General features: G+C 72.2%; 19 protein-coding genes. 4 read left to right on the forward strand and 15 right to left on the reverse strand.

Annotated features, from left to right (window positions below):
* Positions 1-188 precede the first annotated feature (188 nt).
* The 5 genes from ACIN94_RS16000 to ACIN94_RS16020 form a co-directional block, all read right to left on the reverse strand.
* Positions 189-947: a hypothetical protein gene (locus ACIN94_RS16000; protein WP_400705770.1), complete on the reverse strand. Its 759-nt coding sequence runs from the start codon at positions 945-947 to the stop codon at positions 189-191.
* A 37-nt stretch (positions 948-984) separates the two neighbouring features.
* Positions 985-1860 carry an ABC transporter ATP-binding protein gene (locus ACIN94_RS16005; RefSeq protein WP_400705773.1) on the reverse strand — a complete coding sequence of 292 codons (876 nt, stop codon included), beginning with the start codon at positions 1858-1860 and terminating at the stop codon, positions 985-987.
* A 139-nt stretch (positions 1861-1999) separates the two neighbouring features.
* Positions 2000-5314 (reverse strand): heavy metal translocating P-type ATPase, encoded by a 3315-nt coding sequence (locus ACIN94_RS16010; RefSeq protein WP_400705776.1) that lies wholly within the window; start codon positions 5312-5314, stop codon positions 2000-2002.
* Positions 5311-6570, reverse strand: a complete 1260-nt coding sequence (locus tag ACIN94_RS16015) for a flavin-containing monooxygenase (RefSeq protein WP_400705779.1) — start codon at positions 6568-6570, stop codon at positions 5311-5313. The genes ACIN94_RS16010 and ACIN94_RS16015 overlap by 4 nt, the downstream gene beginning before the upstream one ends.
* Positions 6571-6605: 35 nt before the next feature.
* Positions 6606-6839: a heavy-metal-associated domain-containing protein gene (locus tag ACIN94_RS16020; protein ID WP_400705782.1), complete on the reverse strand. Its 234-nt coding sequence runs from the start codon at positions 6837-6839 to the stop codon at positions 6606-6608.
* Positions 6840-7038: 199 nt separating this feature from the next.
* Between ACIN94_RS16020 and ACIN94_RS16025 the strand changes: the two genes are divergently transcribed.
* Positions 7039-9753: an AAA family ATPase gene (locus tag ACIN94_RS16025; RefSeq protein ID WP_400705785.1), complete on the forward strand. Its 2715-nt coding sequence runs from the start codon at positions 7039-7041 to the stop codon at positions 9751-9753.
* Positions 9754-9875: 122 nt separating this feature from the next.
* A complete protein-coding gene (locus ACIN94_RS16030) occupies positions 9876-10274 on the forward strand; it encodes a hypothetical protein (RefSeq protein WP_400705788.1) in 399 nt (132 codons plus the stop codon).
* Between the two features lie 169 nt (positions 10275-10443).
* Here ACIN94_RS16030 and ACIN94_RS16035 read toward each other — a convergent pair whose 3' ends face one another.
* The 9 genes from ACIN94_RS16035 to ACIN94_RS16075 form a co-directional block, all read right to left on the reverse strand.
* A complete protein-coding gene (locus tag ACIN94_RS16035; protein ID WP_400705791.1) occupies positions 10444-11142 on the reverse strand; it encodes a VC0807 family protein in 699 nt (232 codons plus the stop codon).
* Positions 11139-11771, reverse strand: coding sequence for a TetR/AcrR family transcriptional regulator (locus ACIN94_RS16040; protein WP_400705794.1), 633 nt, complete (start codon positions 11769-11771; stop codon positions 11139-11141). Before ACIN94_RS16040 ends, ACIN94_RS16035 begins: the two co-directional genes overlap by 4 nt.
* 218 nt (positions 11772-11989) lie before the next feature.
* Positions 11990-12562 carry a hypothetical protein gene (locus ACIN94_RS16045; RefSeq protein WP_400705797.1) on the reverse strand — a complete coding sequence of 191 codons (573 nt, stop codon included), beginning with the start codon at positions 12560-12562 and terminating at the stop codon, positions 11990-11992.
* A gap of 162 nt (positions 12563-12724) precedes the next feature.
* Positions 12725-14146, reverse strand: a complete 1422-nt coding sequence (locus ACIN94_RS16050; RefSeq protein WP_400705799.1) for an aminobutyraldehyde dehydrogenase — start codon at positions 14144-14146, stop codon at positions 12725-12727.
* Between the two features lie 146 nt (positions 14147-14292).
* Positions 14293-15540: an NAD(P)/FAD-dependent oxidoreductase gene (locus tag ACIN94_RS16055; protein WP_400705801.1), complete on the reverse strand. Its 1248-nt coding sequence runs from the start codon at positions 15538-15540 to the stop codon at positions 14293-14295.
* A gap of 49 nt (positions 15541-15589) precedes the next feature.
* Positions 15590-15778: a ferredoxin gene (locus ACIN94_RS16060; protein ID WP_400705804.1), complete on the reverse strand. Its 189-nt coding sequence runs from the start codon at positions 15776-15778 to the stop codon at positions 15590-15592.
* Between the two features lie 18 nt (positions 15779-15796).
* Positions 15797-16642 carry a fumarylacetoacetate hydrolase family protein gene (locus ACIN94_RS16065; protein ID WP_400705807.1) on the reverse strand — a complete coding sequence of 282 codons (846 nt, stop codon included), beginning with the start codon at positions 16640-16642 and terminating at the stop codon, positions 15797-15799.
* Between the two features lie 10 nt (positions 16643-16652).
* On the reverse strand, positions 16653-17576 hold the full coding sequence (locus ACIN94_RS16070; protein ID WP_400705810.1) for a 3,4-dihydroxyphenylacetate 2,3-dioxygenase: 924 nt from the start codon (positions 17574-17576) through the stop codon (positions 16653-16655).
* The gene (locus tag ACIN94_RS16075) at positions 17564-19012 is read right to left on the reverse strand and encodes an aldehyde dehydrogenase (protein WP_400705812.1); all 1449 of its coding nucleotides are present in this window, start codon (positions 19010-19012) and stop codon (positions 17564-17566) included. Before ACIN94_RS16075 ends, ACIN94_RS16070 begins: the two co-directional genes overlap by 13 nt.
* 118 nt (positions 19013-19130) lie before the next feature.
* On the opposite strand from ACIN94_RS16075, the gene ACIN94_RS16080 reads away from it, so the two are divergent.
* The gene (locus ACIN94_RS16080) at positions 19131-19823 is read left to right on the forward strand and encodes a gamma-glutamyl-gamma-aminobutyrate hydrolase family protein (RefSeq protein ID WP_400705814.1); all 693 of its coding nucleotides are present in this window, start codon (positions 19131-19133) and stop codon (positions 19821-19823) included.
* A 7-nt stretch (positions 19824-19830) separates the two neighbouring features.
* Here the strand turns inward: ACIN94_RS16080 and ACIN94_RS16085 are convergent, their stop codons facing one another.
* Positions 19831-20403, reverse strand: coding sequence for a MarR family winged helix-turn-helix transcriptional regulator (locus ACIN94_RS16085; protein ID WP_400705816.1), 573 nt, complete (start codon positions 20401-20403; stop codon positions 19831-19833).
* Between the two features lie 172 nt (positions 20404-20575).
* Between ACIN94_RS16085 and ACIN94_RS16090 the strand changes: the two genes are divergently transcribed.
* Positions 20576-22027 (forward strand): APC family permease, encoded by a 1452-nt coding sequence (locus ACIN94_RS16090; protein ID WP_400705819.1) that lies wholly within the window; start codon positions 20576-20578, stop codon positions 22025-22027.
* The last annotated feature ends 11 nt before the right edge of the window (positions 22028-22038 follow it).

A 22038-nucleotide genomic window follows, 5' to 3' on the forward strand; every position in this document is an offset into this window, starting at 1 on the left:
GCGGTCAACGACGTCCGCACGCGTCCCGGGGAGGACGGAAAGCCCTCCCCGACCAACCGGCCCCGTAACTTTACGTCCCTGCGCATGACCTTGTACGCGCGCGCTGCCGTCGCCTCCACCCGCTGGCAACGGCAGCGCGCTCCCGCCCATCAACGGGGCCAGGCCGATCGCCCATTCAGGGCGCGCGGTCAGGCGACCGCGCGGCGGTGGGTGATCATGGCTCCGGCCACCGAGGTCACCACCAGCCAGCCCGTGAGGGTGGCGATCCGGACCGCGCTGGGGTTCCCGGAGGCCAGCTGGATCACGGCGGATCCCGGGTCGAGCGCCTCCGCCAGCGTCGGCGACAGCTGGTGCAGCAGCGGCGGGGCGACGAGCAGGGTCAGATAGGTGCCGGTGAGCGCGGCGGGGGCGTTGCACACGGCGGCGCCGATACCGGCGCCCATCACGGTGAACGCGGCCCCGCCCGCGGTGCCGACCGCGACCGAGGTCGCGACGGCACCCCAGTCGAGGGAGGGGCCCCAGACCGCGAGGATGGCCACGGCACTGATCAGCCCCATCGCGCTGTAGGCCGCTCCGAGCAGGGCCATGGCCAGCGCTTTCGCCGCGAGGACGCGTTCGCGGCGGGGGACGGCCAGGAAGGTGGTCTGGAGCGTGCGGTGGGTCCACTCTCCCGCGGTGCTGAGCACACCGAGCGCCAGCATGAGCAGGCCGGTCAGCATGCCGAGCTCGGCCAGCATGCCGGGGGGATCGCTGAGGTCCTGGCCGGTGAGGAGCACGATGGGGATCCAGTGCGGGGCGACCATGGAGGCGCTCGCGGCGACGGCCCGGCCGGAGCGGGTGGACAGTGACTTGCGGATCTCGATGGTGGTGAGCCGGCTGATGGAGGGGCCGCGGCCGGGGACGGCAACGGCGGGCGGGAGGGGGGCGACCAGGTCGATGGTGCTCATGTCAAGGGTTCCTTCGTGGTGAGAGATGGGAGGAGGATCACGCGGCGGCGGTGAGCTGGAAGAACAGGTCCTCGAGGCCGTGTTCGGTCGGGCGCAGGTCGATCAGGGCGTGGCCGCCCTGGGCGGCGACCGCGCCGACCTGGGCCGGAGTCGCGCCGCGCACGGTCAGCAGGCCGTCGGTGCCGCGCTCGGCCGGCAGACCGGTGCGGAGCAGGTCGGCGGCGAGCGCCGCCGGGTCCGCCGCCCGCACCACGGTGCCGTTTCCGTGGAGCAGCTCGCCGATGGGGGCGTCGGCCATGATCCGGCCGGCGCTGATCACCAGCAGCCTGTCGACGGTGTGCTCCACCTCGTTGAGCAGGTGGCTGGAGAGCAGCACCGTGCCGCCGCGGGCGGCCCGCTCACGCAGCAGCTCCCGCAGCCAGCGGATGCCCTCGGGGTCGAGTCCGTTGGACGGCTCGTCGAACACCAGCACGTCCGGGTCGGCGAGCAGCGCCGCCGCGATCCCGAGCCGCTGGCGCATCCCCAGGGAGTAGCCGCCGATCCGCCGTTTCGCCGCCCCGGTCAGATCGACCTGCTCAAGCAGCTCGTCGACGCGCCCGGCCGGCACCCCGAGGGTGTCGGCGAGGATCTGCAGATGCGCGAGCCCGGTACGGCCGGGGTGCACCGCGGAGGCGTCCAGCAGCGCGCCGAGGACAGCGGGCGGGTTCGGCAGGTCGGCGTAGGGACGGCCGCCGATCAGCGCGGTACCGCCGGAGGACGGCACCAGGCCGGTGATCATCCGGAGGGTGGTGCTCTTACCCGCCCCGTTCGCGCCGAGGAAGCCGGTGATCGTACCCGGTTCGAGGGTGAAGGTCACGTCGTCGACGACGGTGCGGTCGTCGTAACGCTTGGTGAGTCCTGAGACAGAGATCATGGTTGTTCCTTCGAGATTGGTGATCGGATCTGACGGATGACGCTGAGGGTGCCGCCGTCTCGTGGCTGGAGGTCAGGAGGCGGTGAAGGCGAGCGGCATGGTGATGGCGCTGAGGGTGCCTCCGTCTTGCGGTTGGAGGTCAGGAGGCGGTGAGGGTGAACGGCACGGTGATGACGCGTCCGCCGGCGAGCCGGAACTGGCTCCAGAGCCGGTAGACCCCCGGGGTGTCGAAACGGACGTGGAGATCGAGTTCCGGGCCGAACCGCTGCCCGGGCAGGGCGAAGACGGGTTCTCCTCGCTCGTCCTCGGTCTCGGCGTGGGCGTGGGCGAAGGTCGCGCCGTCGGCGCGCATGACGACGACGTGGCCGGCGGCTCCGAGGTAGGGCTGCAGGTCGTCGATCCGGCGGCCGGTGGCCGCGTCGGTGAAGGTGAAGGAGAAGTCACCGCGCTCACCGGCGTGGGCGTCGCCGCGTAGCGTCACCCGTACCCCGTCGACGACCTGCTCCCGGGGGCCCGGCACCGGCGGGACGGGTGCGGAGGCGGGCGCGCCGCCGACGGTGACGTCGTGCCGGTCGAGGACGTCGGTCATCTTGCCCTGCCGGCGGAACTCGGTGTGCATCCGGTAGCGGCCCGCGGTGGGGAACACGACATCCACGGCGAACTCGCCGGGGCGGCCGGTCGGCTCGGGGTGGATGTGGGCGAAGGTCGCCAGATCGTCCCGCGTGACGATCAGGTGCATCCACACCTGGTGGGTGCGGGTGAGGTCTTTTACCGGGGCGCCGGTCGCGGCATCGCGTACGGTCACGGTCGCCCGGGCCGGCTCGCCGGGCCGCGCGTCGCGGGGCAGGTCGAGGCGGACGTCGAGGCCCGCGTCGTGCGCGGTGATCGGTTCGACGGCGGTCGTCTCCATCACGCTCATCGCCGGACGCATGGGCATCCCCATGCCCTGGGACCAGGCGAGCACCCCGTTCATACCGCGCTGTGCGGCGTCGGTGCGGCTGAGGGCGGTGAGCCCGGCGCCGACCGCCAGGGCGACGGCGGCGATCGCCACCAGGTAGGCGTACTGGGCGACGCGGGTACGCAGCGACGGGTGCAGGATCGCCCCGACGCCGGCCGGCCGGCGGAAGCCCCGCAGCCGCAGCGCGTTGGTGACCACGCTGACCGAGCTCATGGCCATGGCCGCGGCGGCGAGCACCGGGTCGAGCAGCACCCCGTTGACCAGGTACAGCGCCCCGGCGGCCACCGGGATCAGCAGCACGTTGTAGGCGAACGCCCAGCACAGCCCCTGCTTGATCGTCGTGACGGTACGGCGTGACAGGGCGATGGCCGAGACGATGCCGCGCAGGTCGCCGCCGACCAGGGTGATGTCGGAGGCGGCGATGGCCACGTCGCTGCCGGTGCCGATCGCGATGCCGAGATCCGCCTGGGCCAGGGCCGGCGCGTCGTTGATGCCGTCGCCGACCATGGCCACGACCTGCCCCTCGCGTTGCAGCGCGGCGACGCGGTCGGCCTTCTGCGAGGGGAGGACCTCGGCGATCACGTGGTCGATGCCCGCCTCGCGGGCGACGGCGGCCGCGGTCACGGCGTTGTCCCCGGTGAGCATCCACACCCGCAGGCCCAGTGCCCTCAGCTGCGCGACGGCCTCGGCGGACTCCGGCCTCACCGTGTCGGCGACGACGATGAGGGCGACGGCCTCGCCGTCGACACCGGCGTACATCGGCGTCCGGCCCGCCTGGGCGGCCGCGCTGCTCGCCGCGTCGAACACCGTGACGTCGATCTCCGCGGAGGCCATCAGGGCGCGGTTGCCCACCAGGACGCGCCGGCCGTCCACGGTGGCGTCGATGCCGTGGCCCGGGACGGCCGTGAACCGTTCCGCGCGGGGCAGGGCGAGGCCGCGGTCGCGGGCGGCGGTGACGACGGCCTCACCCACCGGGTGCTCGCTGCCGACCTCCGCGGCCGCGACGAGCGCGAGGACCTCCTCCTCCCGCCATCCGCCGAGAGTCGTGACGTCCGTGACGGCCGGCCGGCCGTGGGTGATCGTGCCGGTCTTGTCCAGGACGATCGTGGTCAGGCGCTGGGCCTGCTCCAGGGCCTCGCCGTCGCGGATGAGGATCCCCAGTTCGGCCGCCTTGCCGGTGCCGACCATGATCGCGGTCGGGGTGGCCAGGCCCAGCGCGCACGGGCAGGCGATGATCAGGACCGCGATGGCCGTTCCGATGGCGAGGGTGAACCTGCCGGTGTCGGGGCCGAGCAGCGCCCAGCCGGCGAACGTCAGCGTGGCGACGACGAGGACCACCGGGACGGACCACGACGACACGCGGTCCGCGAGCCGCTGCATCGGTGTCTTGCCGCCCTGGGCGTCCTCGACGAGGCGGACGATCTGCGCGAGCGTGGTGTCCTGGCCGACGGCGCCCGCCCGCAGGACGATCGAACCGGTGCGGTTCAGCGTCGCGCCGATGACCTGGTCGCCGATGCCTTTCTCGACCGGCAGGCTCTCACCGGTCAGCATGCTCTCGTCCACGCTTGACGCGCCGTCGGTCACGACGCCGTCGACCGGCACCTTCTCCCCGGGCCGGACCCGGACGAGATCACCGACGGCCACGTCGTCGATGGGGATGTCGTGTTCGATGCCGTCGCGCAGCACCCGTGCGGCCTTGGGGCGCAGCCCGACCAGGGCCGTGATCGCCGCCGCCGTCCGCTTCCTGGCCCGGCCCTCCATCCACCGGCCCATCAGGATGAGCGCGATGATGACCAGCGACGTCTCGAAGTAGACGTGCAGTGGCAGCCCCCACCGTTCGGCGGCGGCCGGCCAGAGGGTGACGAACGCGCTGTAGCCGTAGGCCACGCCCGTGCCGAGCGCCACCAGCGTGTTCATGTTCGTGGTGCGGTGGCGGGCGGCGGTGAGAGCGGCGCGGTAGAACGGCCTGCCCGCCCAGAACTGCACGACGGTCGCGATCACCAGCAGGACCGGCATCAGCCAGTCCATGGTGTCGAGCGACAGCGGGATGTACATCAGCACCATCAGGGAGAGCCCGGTGGCCAGCGCGACCTGCCACTTGCGCCTCAGGTCCGCCAGCTCCGCGTCCCGCCGCGCGTCGCGACCGTTGCCGTCGCCGGTTGGCGGTGTGGTGGAACTCGGACCGGACTCCTCGTCGCGGCTGATCCCGTCGTGGTGACCGGCGGCCGGGACGGTGCCGTCCTCGCCATGGTCCCCGGCTGCGGGGGCGGTGCTGACCCTGCCGTCGTAACCGGCCGCGGAGACGGCGCGGACGAGTCCGTCGAGCCCTACCAGGCCGGGGTCGTAGCTGACGGCCGCGACCTCGGTGGCGAGGTTGACCCGGGCGCTGGACACTCCCTCGACCCGGGTCAGCGCCTTCTCCACGCGCCGGACGCACGCCGCGCAGGTCATGCCGCCGATCTCAAGGGTGCACGCCGCGATCGTCGACGTCGTCATGGTTGGCTCCCTGGTCCTGCCGGTGAAGATGCGTGGTTCCGCCGTTGTGATGCTGGTCCCTGCGGCAGGGGTGTCACACCGGTGGTTTCGCCGGGGTGATGGCCGGGCCGGTGGTCCGCATCGGGCCGGTGGCCGGCGTCGGACCCGTGGCCTGCGCCGGGCCGGTGGTCCGCGCCGGCGCCGGGGCCGCCGGTGGGGCGCTGCCCGGTCCGGGCGTGTGCCGCGATCCTGTCGGCCAGGTACGCCGCGTCGTCCTTGACGAACCCCAGCAGCGCCGAGCTCCGGGTGTGCTGCCAGGGCAGGCCGAGGAAGTACAGGCCGGGAACGTTGGTGACGCCGCGCCGGTGTACGGGGCGGCCGTCGGCCAGTACGCCGCCGACGGCCATCCAGGAGTAGTCGCTCCGGAAGCCGGTGGCCCAGACGACGGCCCCGACCTGGAGGGTGCTGCCGTCCTCGAACCGGACATCCGTCCCGTCCGCGCCGGTCAGCCGGGGCCGGAAGGTGACCCCCGCCCGCCGTAGCGTCCGCCTGCTCGTCCCGATGACCAGCTCCCCGCGGTCCCGCACGCGGCGGCCGATCCAGGAGTCGGCGGGCTTGGCCATGAGGCCGAGGCGGGTGAGCCACCAGAACAGGTCCTTGCCGAGCAGCCGCTGCGGCAGGACCGGCGGAGTGGCACCGGCCGACAGGTCGACCCGGCGGGTCGCGGTCAGCTCCTCGGCGATCTGCAGTCCGGAGTTCCCGCCGCCCACGACCAGGACGGGCCCATCCGGAAGGTCCCGGGGACTGCGATAGACCGAGCTGTGGAGCTGGGTGACGGCCCGGTCCAGCCGCGCGGCCGGCGCCGGGAGGGCCGGCGTCTGGAACGGGCCGGTGGCCACGACCACCTGGCGGGCGTGGAAGGTGTCTCCGGCCGTGCCGATCTCGAAGCCCGCTCCGCCCCGGCTCAGCCGGGTGACCCGGGTGTTCAGCCGGACCGGCAGGTCGAAGGTGCCGGCGTAGGCCCGCAGGTAGTCGGCGACCTCGTCCTTGGTGGGGTACGTGTCGTCCGGGGCGGGGAAAGCGAGGCCAGGCAGGGCGTCGTACCGGGCCGCGGTGAACTGCACGAGCGAGTCCCACCGGGAACGCCAGACGTGCCCGATCTCGCTGCCGGCGTCGAGCACGAGGAAACGCGCCCCCTGCCGTCGCAGGTACCAGGCCATGGCCAGTCCGGCCTGGCCGCCTCCGATGACGATCACGTCCAGCGGGGAGTCCGGCAAGCCGTCCACCCCCCGCCAAGGGCCGGCGGAGGCGCTCACAGCGCCGGCTCGCAGCCGGCCTCGTAGACGGCGGCGGCGACGGCGGCGGGGTCGAGCGGCTCCGTGGTCTCCACGGTGACCATGCCGCTGGGGAGATCGACGCTGACGCCGCGGACACCGGCGAGCCTGCCGATCTCGTCGGTCACCGCGCGGACGCAGTGCCCGCACGTCATGCCGTTCACGCGGAACGCCGTGGTGCCGGAGGAGGTGTGCTGAGGGAGGGTCGTCATGAGGGTTCCCGAGTCGATAGGGGGCGCTGACGGTTCCGACGATGCCGCCGGCGGCCGGTGTCTCGCGCCGGTGGTTTCACCGGGCCGTTCGCCGGGGATCCGACTCGGCGCCGTCGACGGGAAGCTGAGGCGAGTGGGGGGTTGGAGGCGGTCGCGGCCTAGCTGTCCCGGTCCGAGGCATTGCGGTTAAACTGGCCGGATGCTGCACGGCCGAACCATGGAGCGTGCCGCGGTGACGACGCTCATCGACGAGACGTGGGCCTCCCGGGGCGGCGCACTGGTTCTACGCGGGCAGCCCGGCGTCGGGAAGTCGGCCCTGCTGGCGGACGCGATCGCCCGCGCCGAGGGCATGCAGGTGCTGCGGACGCAGGGCATCGAATCCGAGTCGCCGCTGGCCTTCGCCGCGCTGCACCGGCTGCTGCGCCCGGCCCTCCGCTATGCCGGACGGCTGCCGGCACCGCAGTCACGCGCGCTGCGCGCCGCCTTCGGTGAGGAGGAGGGAGCCGACGTCGACCGGTTCCTGGTGTTCCTGGCCGCCCTGAGCCTGCTGGCCGAGGCCGCGGAGCACGGGCCGGTGCTCGGTGTCGTCGACGACGCGCACTGGCTCGACGAGGCGTCGGCGTCCGCGCTGCTGTTCGTGGCGCGCCGGTTACAGGTGGAGCGGGTGGCGCTGCTCTTCGCCGCCCGGGAGGGCGACGTGCGCCGGTTCGACAGTGGCGAGCTGCCCGAGCTCATGGTCGGAGGTCTCGACCGCGCCGCCGCGGCGGCCCTGCTGACCGAACGCGCCGGAGTCCCCGTGCCCGCTGAGGTCTGCGACCGGCTGCTGAGCAGCACGGGCGGCAACGCCCTCGCGCTCGTCGAGCTGCCCGGTGCGCTGTCCGCTGCCCAGCTCGGCGGTGAGGTTCCGCTCCCGGTCCAGCTTCCGGTGACCGAGGGCGTGGAGCGGGTCTTCCTCGACCGGGCGCGCCGCCTTTCCGGACCCGCTCAGACTCTGCTGCTCGTCGCGGCCGCCGACGACTCCGGACGTCTGCTGACGGTACGGCAGGCCGCGGCGGCCCTCGGCGCCGGGGAGGACGCGCTCGACGAGGTGGAGCGGTCGGGGCTGCTCCGGGTCCGGGGCGCCGAGCTCGAACTGTGGCACCCTCTCGTACGTTCGGCGGTGTACAACGCCGCGACGAGCTTCGAGCGGCGACGGGCCCACCGGGCACTCGCCGAGGCGATGGGAGACGAGCAGGACGCCGACCGCCGCGCGTGGCATCACGCGGCGGCGGCGGAGGAACCCGACGAGGCGGTCGTCGACGAGCTCGAACGGGCCGCCGGGCGCGCCCGGCAGCGCGGTGGGCACGAGGCCGCGTGCGCGGCTCTGGAACGGGCGGCCGAGCTGACCTCGCGCGAGGAACCCCGGGCCAGGATGCTGCAGGCCGCCGCCCACAGTGCCTGGCTCGCCGGCCAGCCGGGCCGGGCACGCACCCTGGCCGACGCCGCCCGCCCGCACACCGTCGATCCGGTGCTCCGCGCCGACATCGACCGGCTGCGCGCCCGCGTCGAGTGGAACACCGCCTCGCCTCAGGTCGGGCACCGCATCATGATGCAGGCGGCGAAGGACGTGGCGTCGGCCGATGGCGAGCGCGCTCGGGAGATGGCGATGATCGCCACGGCTCTCGCCACCTTCAGCGCCGACTCCGGGATCGACATCGACCCCGCGAGCTTCGTCGCCGCGCCACGGCAGGATGACTCCGCGAGGACACGCTGCTTCGGCGACCTCCTGATCGGGCTGGGGCACGTCGTCCGGGGCGACATGGCTCAGGCGGCACCCGTTCTGCGTGAGGCGCTCACCACGGATGAGCCCTTCCACGACACCGACCTGCGCTCCAACCTCGGTATCGCGGCCATACACCTGGGCGACGACGCCGAAATCCTGCGCCACCACAACCTGCTGCTCTCGCACGCCCGGGACACCGGCGCCGTCTCCCTGGTCCTGTACGCGCTGACGCGCCGGGCCTTCGCCGAAGTCGCCACCGGACGCTGGGCGACCGCGAGGGCCAGCGCGTCCGAAGCGCTCCAGCTCGCCCGGGGCACCGGGCAGTCCGGGCTGACCGGCCTGCCCCTGGCGTGGCTCACCCTCCTGGCCGCTTTCCGCGGCGAGGACGCGTTCGAATCGCATCTGGCCGAAGCCACGCACATCAGCTCGGCTCACCCGATGGGCATCCTCGACGGCATGATCGGCGACGTGATCCACTGGGCCAGGGGTGTCCACGCCGCCGCGCATCCGGCCTCGGCCTTCCACCACCTGGAGCAGATCTCGCACCCCGCGCTCACGCACATGGCGGCAGTCGACCGCCTGGAGGCGGCGGCCCGCTCGGACCACCGCGACGAGGCGGCCACGTGGATCCGGGAGCTGGACTCCTTCGACGGCGCGACCGGGGCCGACTGGGCGGGTGCCGCCGCCGCCCACGGCAGGGCCGTACTGGCCGCCGGTGACGACGCCCAACGCCACTTCCAGCACGCGCTGGAGCGTCACACCGGCTCGCCGCGCCGTTTTGACCAGGCGCGCACCGAGCTGGCCTACGGGGAGTTCCTGCGCCGGGCCCGCCGCCGGGTCGACGCCCGTACCCACCTCCGGAGCGCCCTGGAGACCTTCGAGGACCTCGGCGCACAGCCGTGGGCGGAGCGGGCCCGTCAGGAACTCCGGGCCTCCGGCGAGACGGCCCGCAGACGCGACCCCTCCACGGCCACCGACCTCACTCCGCAGGAGCTGCAGGTGGCGCGGTTCGTCGGCCAGGGGCTGTCCAACCGCGAGGTGGCGGCACAGATGTTCCTCAGCCCCCGGACGATCGACTTTCACCTGCGTAACGTCTTCGCCAAGGTCGGGGTCAGCTCGCGGGCGGAGCTGGCCCGGCTGCCGCTCGACTGAACGGCGGTGCCCCGCAGAGGGGATCCACGCCAAGGCCCAGGCGCGTGCGGGTCCGCGTCGCCGTACGGGATACCGGCGGTTTCGCCGGTGTGAGCCGCGTACGGCGCGCCTAGCGTGGCGACATGCCTGCCCTGCCCTGGACGACCATCCGCAGACCGCCCGATCCGGCCACCGGCTGTACGGTCCTGGCCGCCCGGTTGCCGTTACGCTCACATCGGGACATCCCCCGGTTCCTGTGGTGGACGCTGCGCATCCGGCGCCGGCTCGCCCGGACCCCGGGGCTGGTCGGCTACGCGTTCGCCGCGGATGTCCTCGGCAAGACGTTCTGGGCCGTCTCCGCCTGGACTCACCGGGCCGAGCTCGGGCGCTTCGACCGCGCCGATCCGCACCGCACGGCGAAGGGCCGGCTCCGGGCGGCCATGCTGCCCTCGACCCTCGTGGTGTGGAGCTGTCGCGCGGATGAACTGCCTCCCCCCTGGGAGGAGGCACGCCGCCGGATCGCCGCGGCGGGAGCGGGCTGAGCCGAAGACTCCCACACGCCCCCGACATTTCCTGGGGAAGATTTCTGGAATCCGCCGGGGACGGGTGGATGGTGCTCCGCGGACCCGGTCCGTGAGCTTCTCGGAAGGGGACCGGCCGGCGAGACCGTTCGCGTCTGACGCGTCAGGCATGTCTGAAGCGTCAGGCGCGTCAGGTGGAGAGTGCCGGGGCGTGCTCGTGGTTGAGCGGCGCGTACATCGCGCTCCGCCTGTCGAAGAGCCCCACCGTGATGAAGTAGACGTTGGCGATCACGATGAGCGTGATCGACGTGCCGGCGTACAGCGCGCTGCCGAGCGCGGGGACGGCGTCGACCGGCAGCGTGTAGGCCATGACCACGCGGGCCGCGGCGTCGAGGAGGGTGCCGGCGCCCCACAGGACGGCCGTGACCCGCCAGGCCCTGCGGAAGCGGGGAAGTCGTTCCCACAGCACGTCCCACGTCTCGCCGGTGCCGTGGATCGGGAACCTGCCCTCCATCAGCGGCCGGCTGAACAGGAACGTGAGCGGCATCCCGGCCCGCAGGCTCGCCAGGAACCAGATCCCGACGGCGGCCGTCAGCCACCCCTCCCTGGCGAGCAGGAACCTCTCGCTGCCGCTGATCAGCGAGACCCCGACGCCGAGCACCATCATGGCCGTCATGAAGACGGAGAGCCCGTCGACTCTGCGTTCTCTGACCAGCCTGTAGGCGCCCATGGCCGCGGGCACCACGGTCGTGATGAGCAGGGACAGGTAGACGCTCATCCCGGTCAGGCGCAGTCCGTAGTAGAGGGCGGCCGGCACGAGCAGGTCGACCAGCAGGCGCAGCAGCGTGCGCCGCCGGCTCCCGGTGTTCCCGCCGCTTCCGGTGCTCACGGCCCGCTCCTGGTCGCCAGGTCGAACAGCGTCACTAACTCCTCGGCGCAGGCGGCGAGGTCGAGATCGGGCCTGGTCTCCAGCAGGAACGGCAGGCCGTCCAGGGAGCGCTGTACGGTCGCCGCCATGACGAAGGTGTCGAAGTCGCGGAACTCGCCACTGCGCTGCCCGTCGCGCAGAATGCGCTGGACATGGCCGATGGCGTCGTTGTCGTCGCCCGCGTCGTAGGAGTCGCTCGCGCCGTCCTCGCCACGGAAGTTGAGGAAGATCTCCATCATCGCCCGCATCCGCGGGCGGTTGTCCGCGATGTACCCGGCCAGCGCGGTGATGTAGGTGCGCAGCGCGTCACGGGCACAGGTCGCGCCGGCCATCCGCTCGGCCATGAACTGCCCGATGTGACCGTAGACCTCGGCGACGGCCGCGCCCATCAGCTCGTCCTTGCCGGCGAAGTGGTAGGAGATCAGCCGGGTGCTGCTCAGGCCCGCCCGTTCGGCGATCCGGGCGAAGGACGCCTGGCTGTATCCGAGCTCGGCGATCGTCTCAATGGTCGCCGCGATGATCTGGGAGCGCCTGGCCGCGCCGGTGAAGGAACGTCCGGAGGATGGTTCTTCACCCCGTATTACTTGCATGAGTAAAAATTACGTCAGATGAGTAATTCGGGCAAGGGTGCGGGGGACCCTGTTCTCCCGACGTCTGAGATTTTTCGCAATCCAGAGACGTCTCCCCTGTGGCTGTGGCCGCGCGGACAGTGCGTGCCCGGACCTGCCCGCTGGGCCTGTGTGCGCGAGTACGTTTCACACGGTCCGGGTCGGCGGAACTCCCCGCGACGGGAATCCGCCGGCGCCGGTCACCTCTCGACGAGTTCCTCGATCCGCATGGCCACCCCACCCTGGATCGTCACCTTGGCGTAGGGGGCTTTGCGTGCCCTGAACGCCTTCTCCAACTGCGCCACGGTGCACCTGTGCGGAAGCTTGCCCTTGTTGCAGATCGTTCCCCCTATGTCGAGCACCACCGCGTCCGGACTGAGCATGACCTCCTGGGTGTCACCCTCGTCGAGCTGCACCGTGATCCAGCCCGGCTGCGTCGGACTCGCGCTGAGCACTCCGATCAGATGCATGGCGGGCCCCGTGTCCCCGGCCCCGTCGCCCTGCGCCCCCGCAGTGGGCTCGGCGGAGGCGGCCAGGTTGGGAGACTCGATGGAGGCGGTAGCGGCCGGGGCCGTGGAGGCGGTAGCGGCCTCGGGTTCAGCCGGGGGCTCGGCAGAGGTGGTCTCCGCCGTGGACGTCGCCGTGGGTTCCGCGGCGGAGACGGCCGGGGCCGTGGTCGGAGCAGACGAGTCGCCCCCCGCAGAACAGGCCGAAAGGGCGGCGGCAAACGCGGCCACCAGGAGGATATGCGCGGTTTTCAACGATCTGCTCATGGAGCGCAACGATCCCACGGAGCCGGGCACGGGAGTTAACTCACCGCCGGAAGATCGCTTAGAGCTTGATCGTCCCCGGACGGGCTCGATGTGTCCTCCGGCTGACGTCCCCGTCTTGTCGCGGAAGCGATTCCCCTTCTGAGCCGGTGGCGGGAAAGGTGATCAGGAGTGGCTGATCATCACGTGCTTGATCCGGGTGTAGGCGTCGAAACCGTACCGGGACAGGTCCTTGCCGGTGCCGGAGTGCTTGAAGCCTCCGTGCGGCAGCTCGGGGACGATCACCTGGTGGCAGTTGACCCAGACCGCGCCGGAATCCAGGGCGGCCGTCAGGCGCATGGCACGGCCGGTGTCGCGGGTCCAGACGCTGGCGGCCAGCGCGTAGTCGGTGCCGTTGGCGAGGCGGAGCGCCTCGTCCTCGTCGGCGAAGGGCTGGACGGTCACGACCGGGCCGAAGATCTCCTGCTGGACGATCTCGTCGTCCTGGCGGACCCCGGCGACCACGGCCGGGGCGAAGAAGTAGCCGGGCCGGTCGATCCGGCCGCCGGTGACCAGCCGGGCATGGGCGGGCAGTCTCTCCAGGAAGCCCGCCACCCGCTCGGCCTGGGCGGCGTTGTTGGAGGGGCCGAGGAAGACGCCCTCCTCGTCGGGGCCGCCCACGGTGAGGGCGGCCGCGGCCTCGGCCAGCGCCGCGGTGAACTCCTCGTGGATGCTCTCCTCGACCAGCACCCGGGTGACGGCCGTGCAGTCCTGCCCGGCGTTGAAGAACGCGGCCTCGGCGACCGAACGCGCGACCTCGGCGATGTCCACGTCGCCGAAGACCACGGCCGGGGCCTTGCCGCCCAGCTCCAGGTGGACGTCCTTGAGGTCCTCCGCGGACGCCTTCATCACCTCGGCCCCGGCGCGGGTCGAGCCGGTGATGGCCACCATCTCCACGCCCCGGTGATCGACGAGGGCGCGGCCGGTGTCGCGGTCGCCGCAGACGACGTTGACGACGCCCGGAGGGAACACCCGGGCGCACAGCTCGCCGAGCAGCACGGTCGAGCCGGGTGTGGTGTCGGCGGGCTTCATGACGAGCGTGTTCCCGGCGGCCAGGGCCGGCCCGATCTTCCAGGCGGCCATCATCAGCGGGTAGTTCCACGGCGTCACCTGGGCGACCACGCCGATCGGCTCACGCCGGACGAACGAGGTGTGCCCCTCGACGTACTCGGTCGCGCCCAGCCCCTCCAGCACCCGGGCCGCCCCGGCGAAGTAGCGGATCGCGTTCACGGCCCCGCCCACGTCGACGCGGCGGGCGGTGCCGCGCGGCTTGCCGGTGGCGCGGACCTCGGCGTCGGCGAGCGCGTCGAGGTTCTCCTCCATCAGGTCGGCGAGCCTCAGCAGCAGGCCCTGCCGCTCTGCCGGGGTGGTACGGCGCCAGCGCACCGCCGCCTCGGTGGCCGCCGTGACCGCGTCCGCGACATCCGCGGCGGAGGAGCGGGGCGCCCTGCCGTACACCTTCCCGGTGGCGGGGTCGACCAGGTCCGTCCACTCGCCGGAGGCCGGGTCCCGGCTCTCGCCGGCGATCACGTTGCGCAGCACGTCCATGGGGTTCTCCTTGGCGGGTGAAGGTCCCGGCGGCGGGGCCGGGGAGTCGGAGGTTCGGGCGGGGCCCTGGTCCCCGGGATTCGGGTGGGGCCCGGGTCCCGGAGGTTTGGGCGGGTTCCGGGACCCGGGGGCAGAGGGGGCGAAGGTCAGGCGGTGATGGGAACCGGCATGAGCATCGCGCGGTAGCGGGCCAGCGCGGCGGGGAAGCCGATCATGACGACGCCGACCAGCCGGTCGGCGTCGTGGTAGCCGACCACGACCTCGCCGCCGAGGTCGCCCTCCAGCACGCGGATGTCGTCTCCGCCGAGCGCGGGAGCGCCGAAGGACTGGATCCGCAGGTCGTACTGGTCGCTCCAGAAGGTCGGCAGCGGTGTGAACGGAGCCGGGTCGTGCTCGGCATGCCCGAGGTCGGCCAGCAGGCTGGCCGCCGCGCGCCTGGCCGTGTCGGTGGGGATGCTCCAGTGCTCCACCCGCCGGGCCACCCCGTCGTAACGAGGGTTGGGGAAGCGGGCCACGTCGCCCACCGCCACCACGCCCGCCCGGCCCTCGACGCGCAGCGCGTTGTCGCAGAGCACGCCGTCGGACAGGTCCAGGCCGTTGCCCTCCAGCCACCCGGTGGTGGAGGCCGAGCCGACGGCCTCCACCACCACGTCGGCCTCGACCACGGTGCCGTCGGACAGCTCCGCCCCGGTCACCCGCCCGGCGGACCCGAGAGCAGCGGGGAAACCGGGAGAACCGGCCTCCGTTGAGAGTGAGGTGTCGCCCAGGAAGCGGCGCACCGTACGGCCGAGCAGGAAACGCACTCCCTCCGCCTCGTGGCGGCGCCGCAGCGCGGCACCGAGATCCGCGCCCAGCGGGCGCAGCATCGGCGCGGCCTCCGGCGCCACGACGGTCACCGAACCGCCCAGCCCGCGGGCGGTGGCGGCCACCTCGCAGCCGATGAATCCGGCGCCGATCACCAGAACCCGGGCTCCGGGCCGTAGCTCCTCGCGGAGGGCGCTCGCGTCCTCCAGCGTCCGGACCACGTGCCTGCCGGTCACCGGGCCGGGTGCGGACAGCCGCCGGGGACGCATCCCGGTGGCGATCACCAGCCCGTCGTAGGTCAGCTCGGCGCCGTCGGCGAGCCGTACGGCGCGGGCGGTCAGGTCGGCGGCGGTCACGGCCGTGCCGAGCCGCCACGTCACGTCGGCCACGGCCGGGCGGAGCCGGAACGCGACCGCCTCGTGGGTCACCTCGGAGGCCAGGGCCTCCTTCGACAGCGGGGGCCGGTTGTACGGCAGGTGCGTCTCGTCGCCGATCGCGACGATCTCACCGGTGAAGCCGCCCGCCCGCAGGCGCTCGGCGGCGCGCAGGCCGCCCATGGACGCGCCCGCGATCACGATGCGCTGGCTCATCGCCACCCTCACTCTCTCTGCCGCCTGCGCGGACCGTACCGGGAAGGGCCTAGCCCTCGATCGTGATGGCCTGGAGCGGGCACACGTCGGCGGCCTCCTCGACGGCGTCGCGCAGCGCGTCGTCGGGGTCGGAGACGTAGACCAGGCGGCCGTTCTCGCTGAGCTGGAAGACCTCGGGCGCGGAGAAGACGCACTGCCCGTGGTCCTTGCAGACGTCCATGTCGACGATGACCTTCATTGCATTCCTCCTGACAGATCAGCGCTGGGGTGCCCGGATGCCACGGAACTCCCAGTCACCGCCGAAGGTGGTCGAGATGACCTCCTCGGACTCGGTGGGCTGGGCGCCGCAGTCGTCCCGGATCGGGGCGGGGCCGGTGACGATGTGGTTGGTCAGCCTGCCGAGGCCCTCGACCTCGACCTCGACCACGTCGCCGGGCTGGACCGGCCGGGAGTTGGCCGGGGTGCCCGACAGCAGCACGTCACCCGGGTAGAGGGTGATCGTGCGGGCGATGTCGGCGACGAGGTAGTGCATGTCCCACTCCATCTCGTCGGTGGAGCCGTCCTGCACGACCTCGCCGTTGACGTAGGTCCGCAGCCGCTTGCCGTGGAAGTCCCAGTCGGTGACGAGGCCGGGGCCGAGGGGGCAGAGCGTGTCGGAGCCCTTCACCCGGAGCATCGAGCCGGCGTCGGTGTCGCGGAAGTCGTGCAGGCCGTAGTCGTTGCCGACCGTGTAGCCGGCGATGTAGTCGCCGGCCTCGGCAGGGGAGATGTTGCGCGCGGTGCGGCCGATGACGATGGCCACCTCGCCCTCGTAGTTGAGGTACTTGCACCGCTCGGGCCGGACGACCGCGCCCCGGTGACCGTTGAGGGCCGAGGTCGGCTTGTGGAAGTAGGTCGGCGCGGGCGGCAGCGAGGTCATGAACTCCTCGACCCGGCTGCGGTGGTTCAGGTGCACGGCGATGATCTTGCTGGGCACGGACGGCGGCAGGTGCACGGCGTCCGCGACGCCGACCACCCGGCCGTCGGCGCTGACCAGTTCGTCGCCTTCACGGCGCACCTGCGTGGCGGCGCCGTCGAGGAGGATCCTGCGGTACTCGGGCATCGGGGTCCCTTCAGGCGGGGTAGGGGTAGGGGTCGCCGGAGGCGTCGGTAGCCCGCGGGGCGGGGAAACCGCCCTCGGGCCGGTCGAACCAGAGGTGCACCTGGCCGGTGCCGATCGAGTTCTCGTACTCGCCGTACTGCCGCCCGGGGGCGGTGCAGTCGCCCTCGCCGATGGCTCCGGCCATCATCAGGTAGTGGAAGAACCTCGCCTCGGGCTTGAACCGGGCGAACTCCGGCATGGTGTCCAGCACCTGGGCGTGGTCTCCGGCCTTGAACCACTCGATCCGCTCCAGATCGGCCGCTCGGGCCTCGGGGGTGAAGATGTGGCTCGGATCGGAGGACTCGTGTGCCCGCAGCTCGCGCAGCGGCCAGAAGGTGTGCGACAGCGCGCCGGAGGCGATCAGCAGGACCCTGCGGTCGGACTCGCGGATCGCGTCGCCGAGCGCGCGGCCCAGCCGCAGGTGGTCCTCGTTGTCACCGGTCTGGCAGACGCCGATCGTCACCCACGGCTTCTCGGGTACGCCGAGGTATCTCCACAGGTTGATCGTCGCGTAGTAGATAGGCAGGTAGGGGTCGTCGATCGCGGTGATCCACGTCGAGTGGTCCTTCGCCTTGGCCGAGATGGCGCGGGCCAGCTCCTGGTCGCCCGGGAAGTCGTACGGCACGCGGCACATGCCCCGGGGCAGCTCCTCGGAGGTGAACAGCCCGGCCCTGCGCTGCTGCGCGGTGACGACGAACTCCACCGTGGTCGCCCAGTGTGAGTCGAGCACGACGACGGTGTCGTAGTCGTGCTTCTCGAAGACGTCCTCGCGGAGCTGCTCCAGCCCGGTGACGAGGGTGATCTCCTTGCCCTCGTTGAGCTCGTAGCGGGTCTCCCTGGGCAGGGCGATGGTGGGTACGTGGGCCAGCAGGCCCGCCCCGACTACTTCTCCCATGGCGCGGTCACCGTGTTCTTGAGGTCGCAGTAGAAGTCGAAGCTCCAGTCGCCGCCCTCGCGACCGACGCCGGACTGGCGGGAACCGCCGAACGGGGCCTTGAGGTCGCGGACGAAGAAGCAGTTGACCCAGACGGTCCCGGCGACGAGCTGCTCGGAGACCCGGGCGGCCCGCTCCTCGGAGCCGGTCACGAGGGTGGCCGCGAGGCCGAACCGGGTGGAGTTGGCCATCTCGACGGCCTGTTCCTCGGTGCGGAAGGTCTGCAGGGTGAGGACCGGGCCGAAGACCTCCTCGGTGACGATCTCGCTGCCGGGGGTGACGCCGGTGAACAGGGTCGGCCGGTAGTAGAGGCCGCCCAGGTCGGTGTTGGGCCCGCCGCCGATCAGGGCGGTCGCGCCCCCGGCCTTGGCGCGCTGGACGAAGCCGTCGATCCGCTCCAGCTGCCGCCGGTGGATCTGCGGGCCGATGTCGGTGGCCAGGTCGCGCGGGTCGCCCTGCTTGAGGGTGCCCGCCTTCGCGACGAACCGGGCGGTGAACTCCTCGGCGACCGGCTCCTCGACCAGGAGCCGGACGGCCGACAGGCAGACCTGCCCGGCGTTGTCGTACTGCTCGACGGCGAGGTCCACGGCCAGGTCCAGGTCGCTGTCGGCGAAGACGACGAGGGGTGACTTGCCGCCGAGCTCCAGGGAGAGCGGGGTCAGGTTGGCGGCGGCGGCGGCGGAGATGTGCCGCGCGGTCGGGACCGAGCCGGTGAAGCTGACCCTGCGCACGCCGGGATCGGCGACCATGGCGGCGCCGGCCTCCGCGCCGTAGCCCTGGACCACGTTGAACACGCCGTCCGGCAGTCCGGCCTCGGCGGTGATGTCGGCCAGCAGGGAGGCGGTCAGCGGGGTCCACTCCGCCGGTTTGAGGACCACGGTGTTCCCCGCGGCCAGCGCCGGGGCGATCTTCCAGGTGGCCAGCATGAGCGGGGCGTTCCACGGTGTGATCAGCGCGCAGACGCCGGCCGGGTCCCAGCTCACGTGGTTGCGGTGGCCTCGGGTCTCGAAGTCCTCGTGGCCCAGGGTGAGCAGCCAGTCGGCGAAGAACCGGAAGTTGTGGGCGACCCGGGGCATCACGCCGCGCAGGTGGGAGCGGAGCAGTGCGCCGTTGTCGGTGGTCTCCACGATGGCGAGCTGGTCGAGCCGCTTCTCCACGCCATCGGCGATGGCGTGCAGCAGCCGGGCGCGCTCCTCCCGGCTGGTCCGCGACCAGGCGGGGAAGGCCTTGCCCGCGGCCTCGACGGCGGCGCCGGCCTCTTCCGCCCCGCCCCTGGAGATCTCCGCGATCACCTTCTCGTCGATCGGCGAGACGTCTTCGAACAGCGTGGGCGAGGAGACGCGCTCGCCCCCGATCCAATGACCGCCCTCGACTGCGACACCGGCGACAGTGGCCATCCGCTCCTCCAAATCGTTTGAGTCCAAACAATTTAAGGGGCGGTCTGGCGGTCAGTCAAGACATGACCTGGGCATTTGGGTTATCGTTTGGGCGCAAACAGAATTTGGAGGTCCTCGGATGTCCCGCCGCCCGATCATCGCGATCCCCTCACGCTTCGCCGCCGACACCTCGGCCCTCCGTTACGCGGCCGTGGTCACCGCCCGGGCGCTCGCCGACGCGGTCCATCGGGCGGGTGGCGAGCCGTTCCTGATGCACCCGGTCGGCGCGGAGGAGACCGCCTCCCGGCTCGCGCTCGCCGACGGGCTGCTGCTCCCCGGCGGCGGCGACCTCGCCCCCGCCCTGTACGGCGAGCGCGTGGTGCACGACGCCGTCTACGACGTGGACGCCGAGCAGGACGCCTTCGACCTGGCCGCGGCCCGGCACGCGCTGGCCGAGGGTCTGCCCACCCTGGCGATCTGCCGGGGCCTCCAGGTGGTCAACGTCGTCCTGGGCGGGCGGCTCCACCAGCACATGGAGCCTGGCCACCGCCACCTCGTCCACCCGGTCGGAGTGCGTCCCGGCTCCCTGCTGGCCGGGACCGCGGAGACGGAGAAGGTCGAGGCGTCCTGCTACCACCACCAGTGCGTCTCGGCGCTGGGGGAGGGGCTGGTGGCCACGGCCCACGCCGCCGACGGCACCGTCGAGGCGGTCGAACTCGCCGAGCCCCGGGGCTGGTTCCTCGGTGTCCAGTGGCACCCCGAGGACACCGCGCACGCCGACCCCGCCAACCAGCGGATCTTCGACGCCCTGGTGGAGGCGGCCAGAGGGTAGGGGCGGGTCAGTCCGCGCGGCGGCGCCCGCCCCGGCGCGGCGGGACGGGGGTCTGCCTGCGGAGTTCTTCACGGCGCTCCTCGCCGTGTGCCTCCAGGTGGGTGACGATACGCCGGAGGGTGTCGGCGAGGCGCAGGGACTCCTCGCCGGTGAGTGCGTCGACCACGAAGGCCTCCTCGTCGTTGAAGGCGGGGAAGAGCCGCTCCATCAACGCCGTCCCCTCGGGGGTCAGGCGGAGCAGCGCCAGCCTGCCGTCCTCCGGGTGCTGGCTGCGCCGGGCCAGGCCCCGCGACTCCAGGGTCTTGATGATGCCGGTGAGCGTGCCCTTGGAGATGCCGGCCTCGGCCGCGACGTGCCGGGTCTCGATCTCCTCCCAGATCCACACCACCCAGAGCACGACGAACGCGCTCCAGGTCAGGTCGGCCCCGCGCAGCGCCGAGTTCTCCAGGTGCTGCCGGACGGTGCTGGCCGCCCGGTACAGGTTGGAGACGGCGGCCAGTGCCTCTCGCTTGATCGGGATCGATCCGAGGCGCCGGCTGACCGCTTCCTCGGTCTGATTCAGTGAGTAGTGCGCGGGCACCCATGCTCCTTCAATGTTGGGTGTCAAAAATTCCTACGGGCGCGGACCTGCGAGAACAGACCCTTGCGCCACATTCATTTGTACACGTACGATCCCCGCCACGTAGGTCGTACGGGTGCGAACGACCTCTGACCCCGCCCTGACTCCGCCTCGCCCCCCACGGAAGGTTCCCATGGCCGTCAACGAAACGGCAGTCTCCACGGCCGCGCTGTCACGCCGTCGCATCGGTGTGCCGGACATCGTGTTCTTCGTGGTCGCCGCCTCATCCCCTCTCACCGTCGCCGCGGGCGGCACGCCGCAGAACTTCGCCACCACCGGTGTTCTCGGCGTTCCGCTGATGTTCCTGATCCTCGCAGCGGTGCTCGCGGTCTTCTCCGCGGGGTACGCGGCGATGAGCCGGCACATCTCCAACGCCGGTGCCTTCTACGCCTACATCACCCACGGCATCGGCCGTATTCCGGGAGTGGGTGCCTCCTTCGTCGCGCTGGTCGCCTACAACGCCATGCAGGTCGGCCTGTACGGCCTGCTCGGCTTCATCGCCTCGGGCTTCCTGTCCTCCACCTTCGGTGTGGATATTCCCTGGTGGGTCGTCTCCCTGGTCTTCCTGGCGGTCATCGCCTTCCTCGGCTACCGCCGGGTCGACCTGAACGCCAAGGTGCTCGCCGTCATGCTGGTCTGCGAGAGCCTCGTCGTGCTGGTCTTCGACTTCTCCCAGATCGCCACGGCCCCGCAGGGCCTGTCGCTGGAGCCGTTCGGCTGGAGCGCGCTGACCACGGGCGCGGTGGGTGCGGGGCTGCTGTGGACCATGGCGGCCTTCATGGGCTTCGAGTCCGGCGCGATCTACAGCGAGGAGTGCCGTGACCCGCGCAGGACCGTCAGCCGGGCCACCTACATCTCCGTCGCCGTGATCGGTGTCTTCTACGCCTTCACCGCCTGGGCCACCGCGATGGGCGCCGGGGTGGACAACGTGATCGCCGCCTCCAGGGAGCACGGCCCCGACCTGGTCTTCGTGCTCGGCGCGGAGACGCTCGGCTCGGGCTTCGCCACCCTCGGCCAGGTCTTCATGATCACCGCCGTGTTCGCCGCCACGCTCGCCTTCCACAACGCGGTCGCCCGCTACTTCTTCGCACTCGGCCGCGAGGGCGTGCTTCCGGCGAAACTGGGCGCCTCCCACCCCCGGCACGGCTCGCCGTACGTGGGCTCGCTCAGCCAGACTGTCTTCGCCGCGGTTGTCGTGCTGGGCTTCGGGGCACTCGGCGGGGATCCGACCGAGACGCTGTTCAACTGGTTCACCAACCTGGGCGCACTGGGTGTGATCATGCTGCTGGTGGCCACCTCGGTCGCGGTGATCGGCTACTTCCGCCGTGACGCGCGCGGCGAGAGCGTGTGGGCGAGGGCCGTCGCCCCGGCGCTGTCCGGGGTCACGCTGCTGGCGATCCTGTACATCGCCTTCACCAACTTCTCCGCGCTGCTCGGCACCTCGCCGGACTCGGCGCTGAACTGGGCGCTCCCGGCGGTGATGGTGCTGGTCGGTGTCATCGGCCTCGGCTACGGCGCCTATCTCAGGTCCGCCGATCCGCAGGCGTACGCCCGGATCGGGCAGGGCGCGCCGTCGCAGGACTGACCTCTCCAACG

The organism is Streptosporangium sp. NPDC087985, from assembly GCF_044741965.1.
Taxonomy (GTDB): domain Bacteria; phylum Actinomycetota; class Actinomycetes; order Streptosporangiales; family Streptosporangiaceae; genus Streptosporangium.

Bases quoted from the DNA above. Each gene is read 5' to 3' on its own strand.
- ACIN94_RS16005 (WP_400705773.1), bottom strand. From the start codon at position 1,860: ATGATCTCTGTCTCAGGACTCACCAAGCGTTACGACGACCGCACCGTC.
- ACIN94_RS16060 (WP_400705804.1), bottom strand. From the start codon at position 15,778: ATGAAGGTCATCGTCGACATGGACGTCTGCAAGGACCACGGGCAGTGC.
- ACIN94_RS16045 (WP_400705797.1), bottom strand. From the start codon at position 12,562: ATGAGCAGATCGTTGAAAACCGCGCATATCCTCCTGGTGGCCGCGTTT.
- ACIN94_RS16080 (WP_400705814.1), top strand. From the start codon at position 19,131: ATGTCCCGCCGCCCGATCATCGCGATCCCCTCACGCTTCGCCGCCGAC.
- ACIN94_RS16055 (WP_400705801.1), bottom strand. From the start codon at position 15,540: ATGAGCCAGCGCATCGTGATCGCGGGCGCGTCCATGGGCGGCCTGCGC.
- ACIN94_RS16040 (WP_400705794.1), bottom strand. From the start codon at position 11,771: ATGCAAGTAATACGGGGTGAAGAACCATCCTCCGGACGTTCCTTCACC.
- ACIN94_RS16070 (WP_400705810.1), bottom strand. From the start codon at position 17,576: ATGGGAGAAGTAGTCGGGGCGGGCCTGCTGGCCCACGTACCCACCATC.
- ACIN94_RS16020 (WP_400705782.1), bottom strand. From the start codon at position 6,839: ATGACGACCCTCCCTCAGCACACCTCCTCCGGCACCACGGCGTTCCGC.
- ACIN94_RS16025 (WP_400705785.1), top strand. From the start codon at position 7,039: ATGCTGCACGGCCGAACCATGGAGCGTGCCGCGGTGACGACGCTCATC.
- ACIN94_RS16090 (WP_400705819.1), top strand. From the start codon at position 20,576: ATGGCCGTCAACGAAACGGCAGTCTCCACGGCCGCGCTGTCACGCCGT.
- ACIN94_RS16000 (WP_400705770.1), bottom strand. From the start codon at position 947: ATGAGCACCATCGACCTGGTCGCCCCCCTCCCGCCCGCCGTTGCCGTC.
- ACIN94_RS16075 (WP_400705812.1), bottom strand. From the start codon at position 19,012: ATGGCCACTGTCGCCGGTGTCGCAGTCGAGGGCGGTCATTGGATCGGG.
- ACIN94_RS16010 (WP_400705776.1), bottom strand. From the start codon at position 5,314: ATGACGACGTCGACGATCGCGGCGTGCACCCTTGAGATCGGCGGCATG.
- ACIN94_RS16030 (WP_400705788.1), top strand. From the start codon at position 9,876: ATGCCTGCCCTGCCCTGGACGACCATCCGCAGACCGCCCGATCCGGCC.
- ACIN94_RS16050 (WP_400705799.1), bottom strand. From the start codon at position 14,146: ATGGACGTGCTGCGCAACGTGATCGCCGGCGAGAGCCGGGACCCGGCC.
- ACIN94_RS16065 (WP_400705807.1), bottom strand. From the start codon at position 16,642: ATGCCCGAGTACCGCAGGATCCTCCTCGACGGCGCCGCCACGCAGGTG.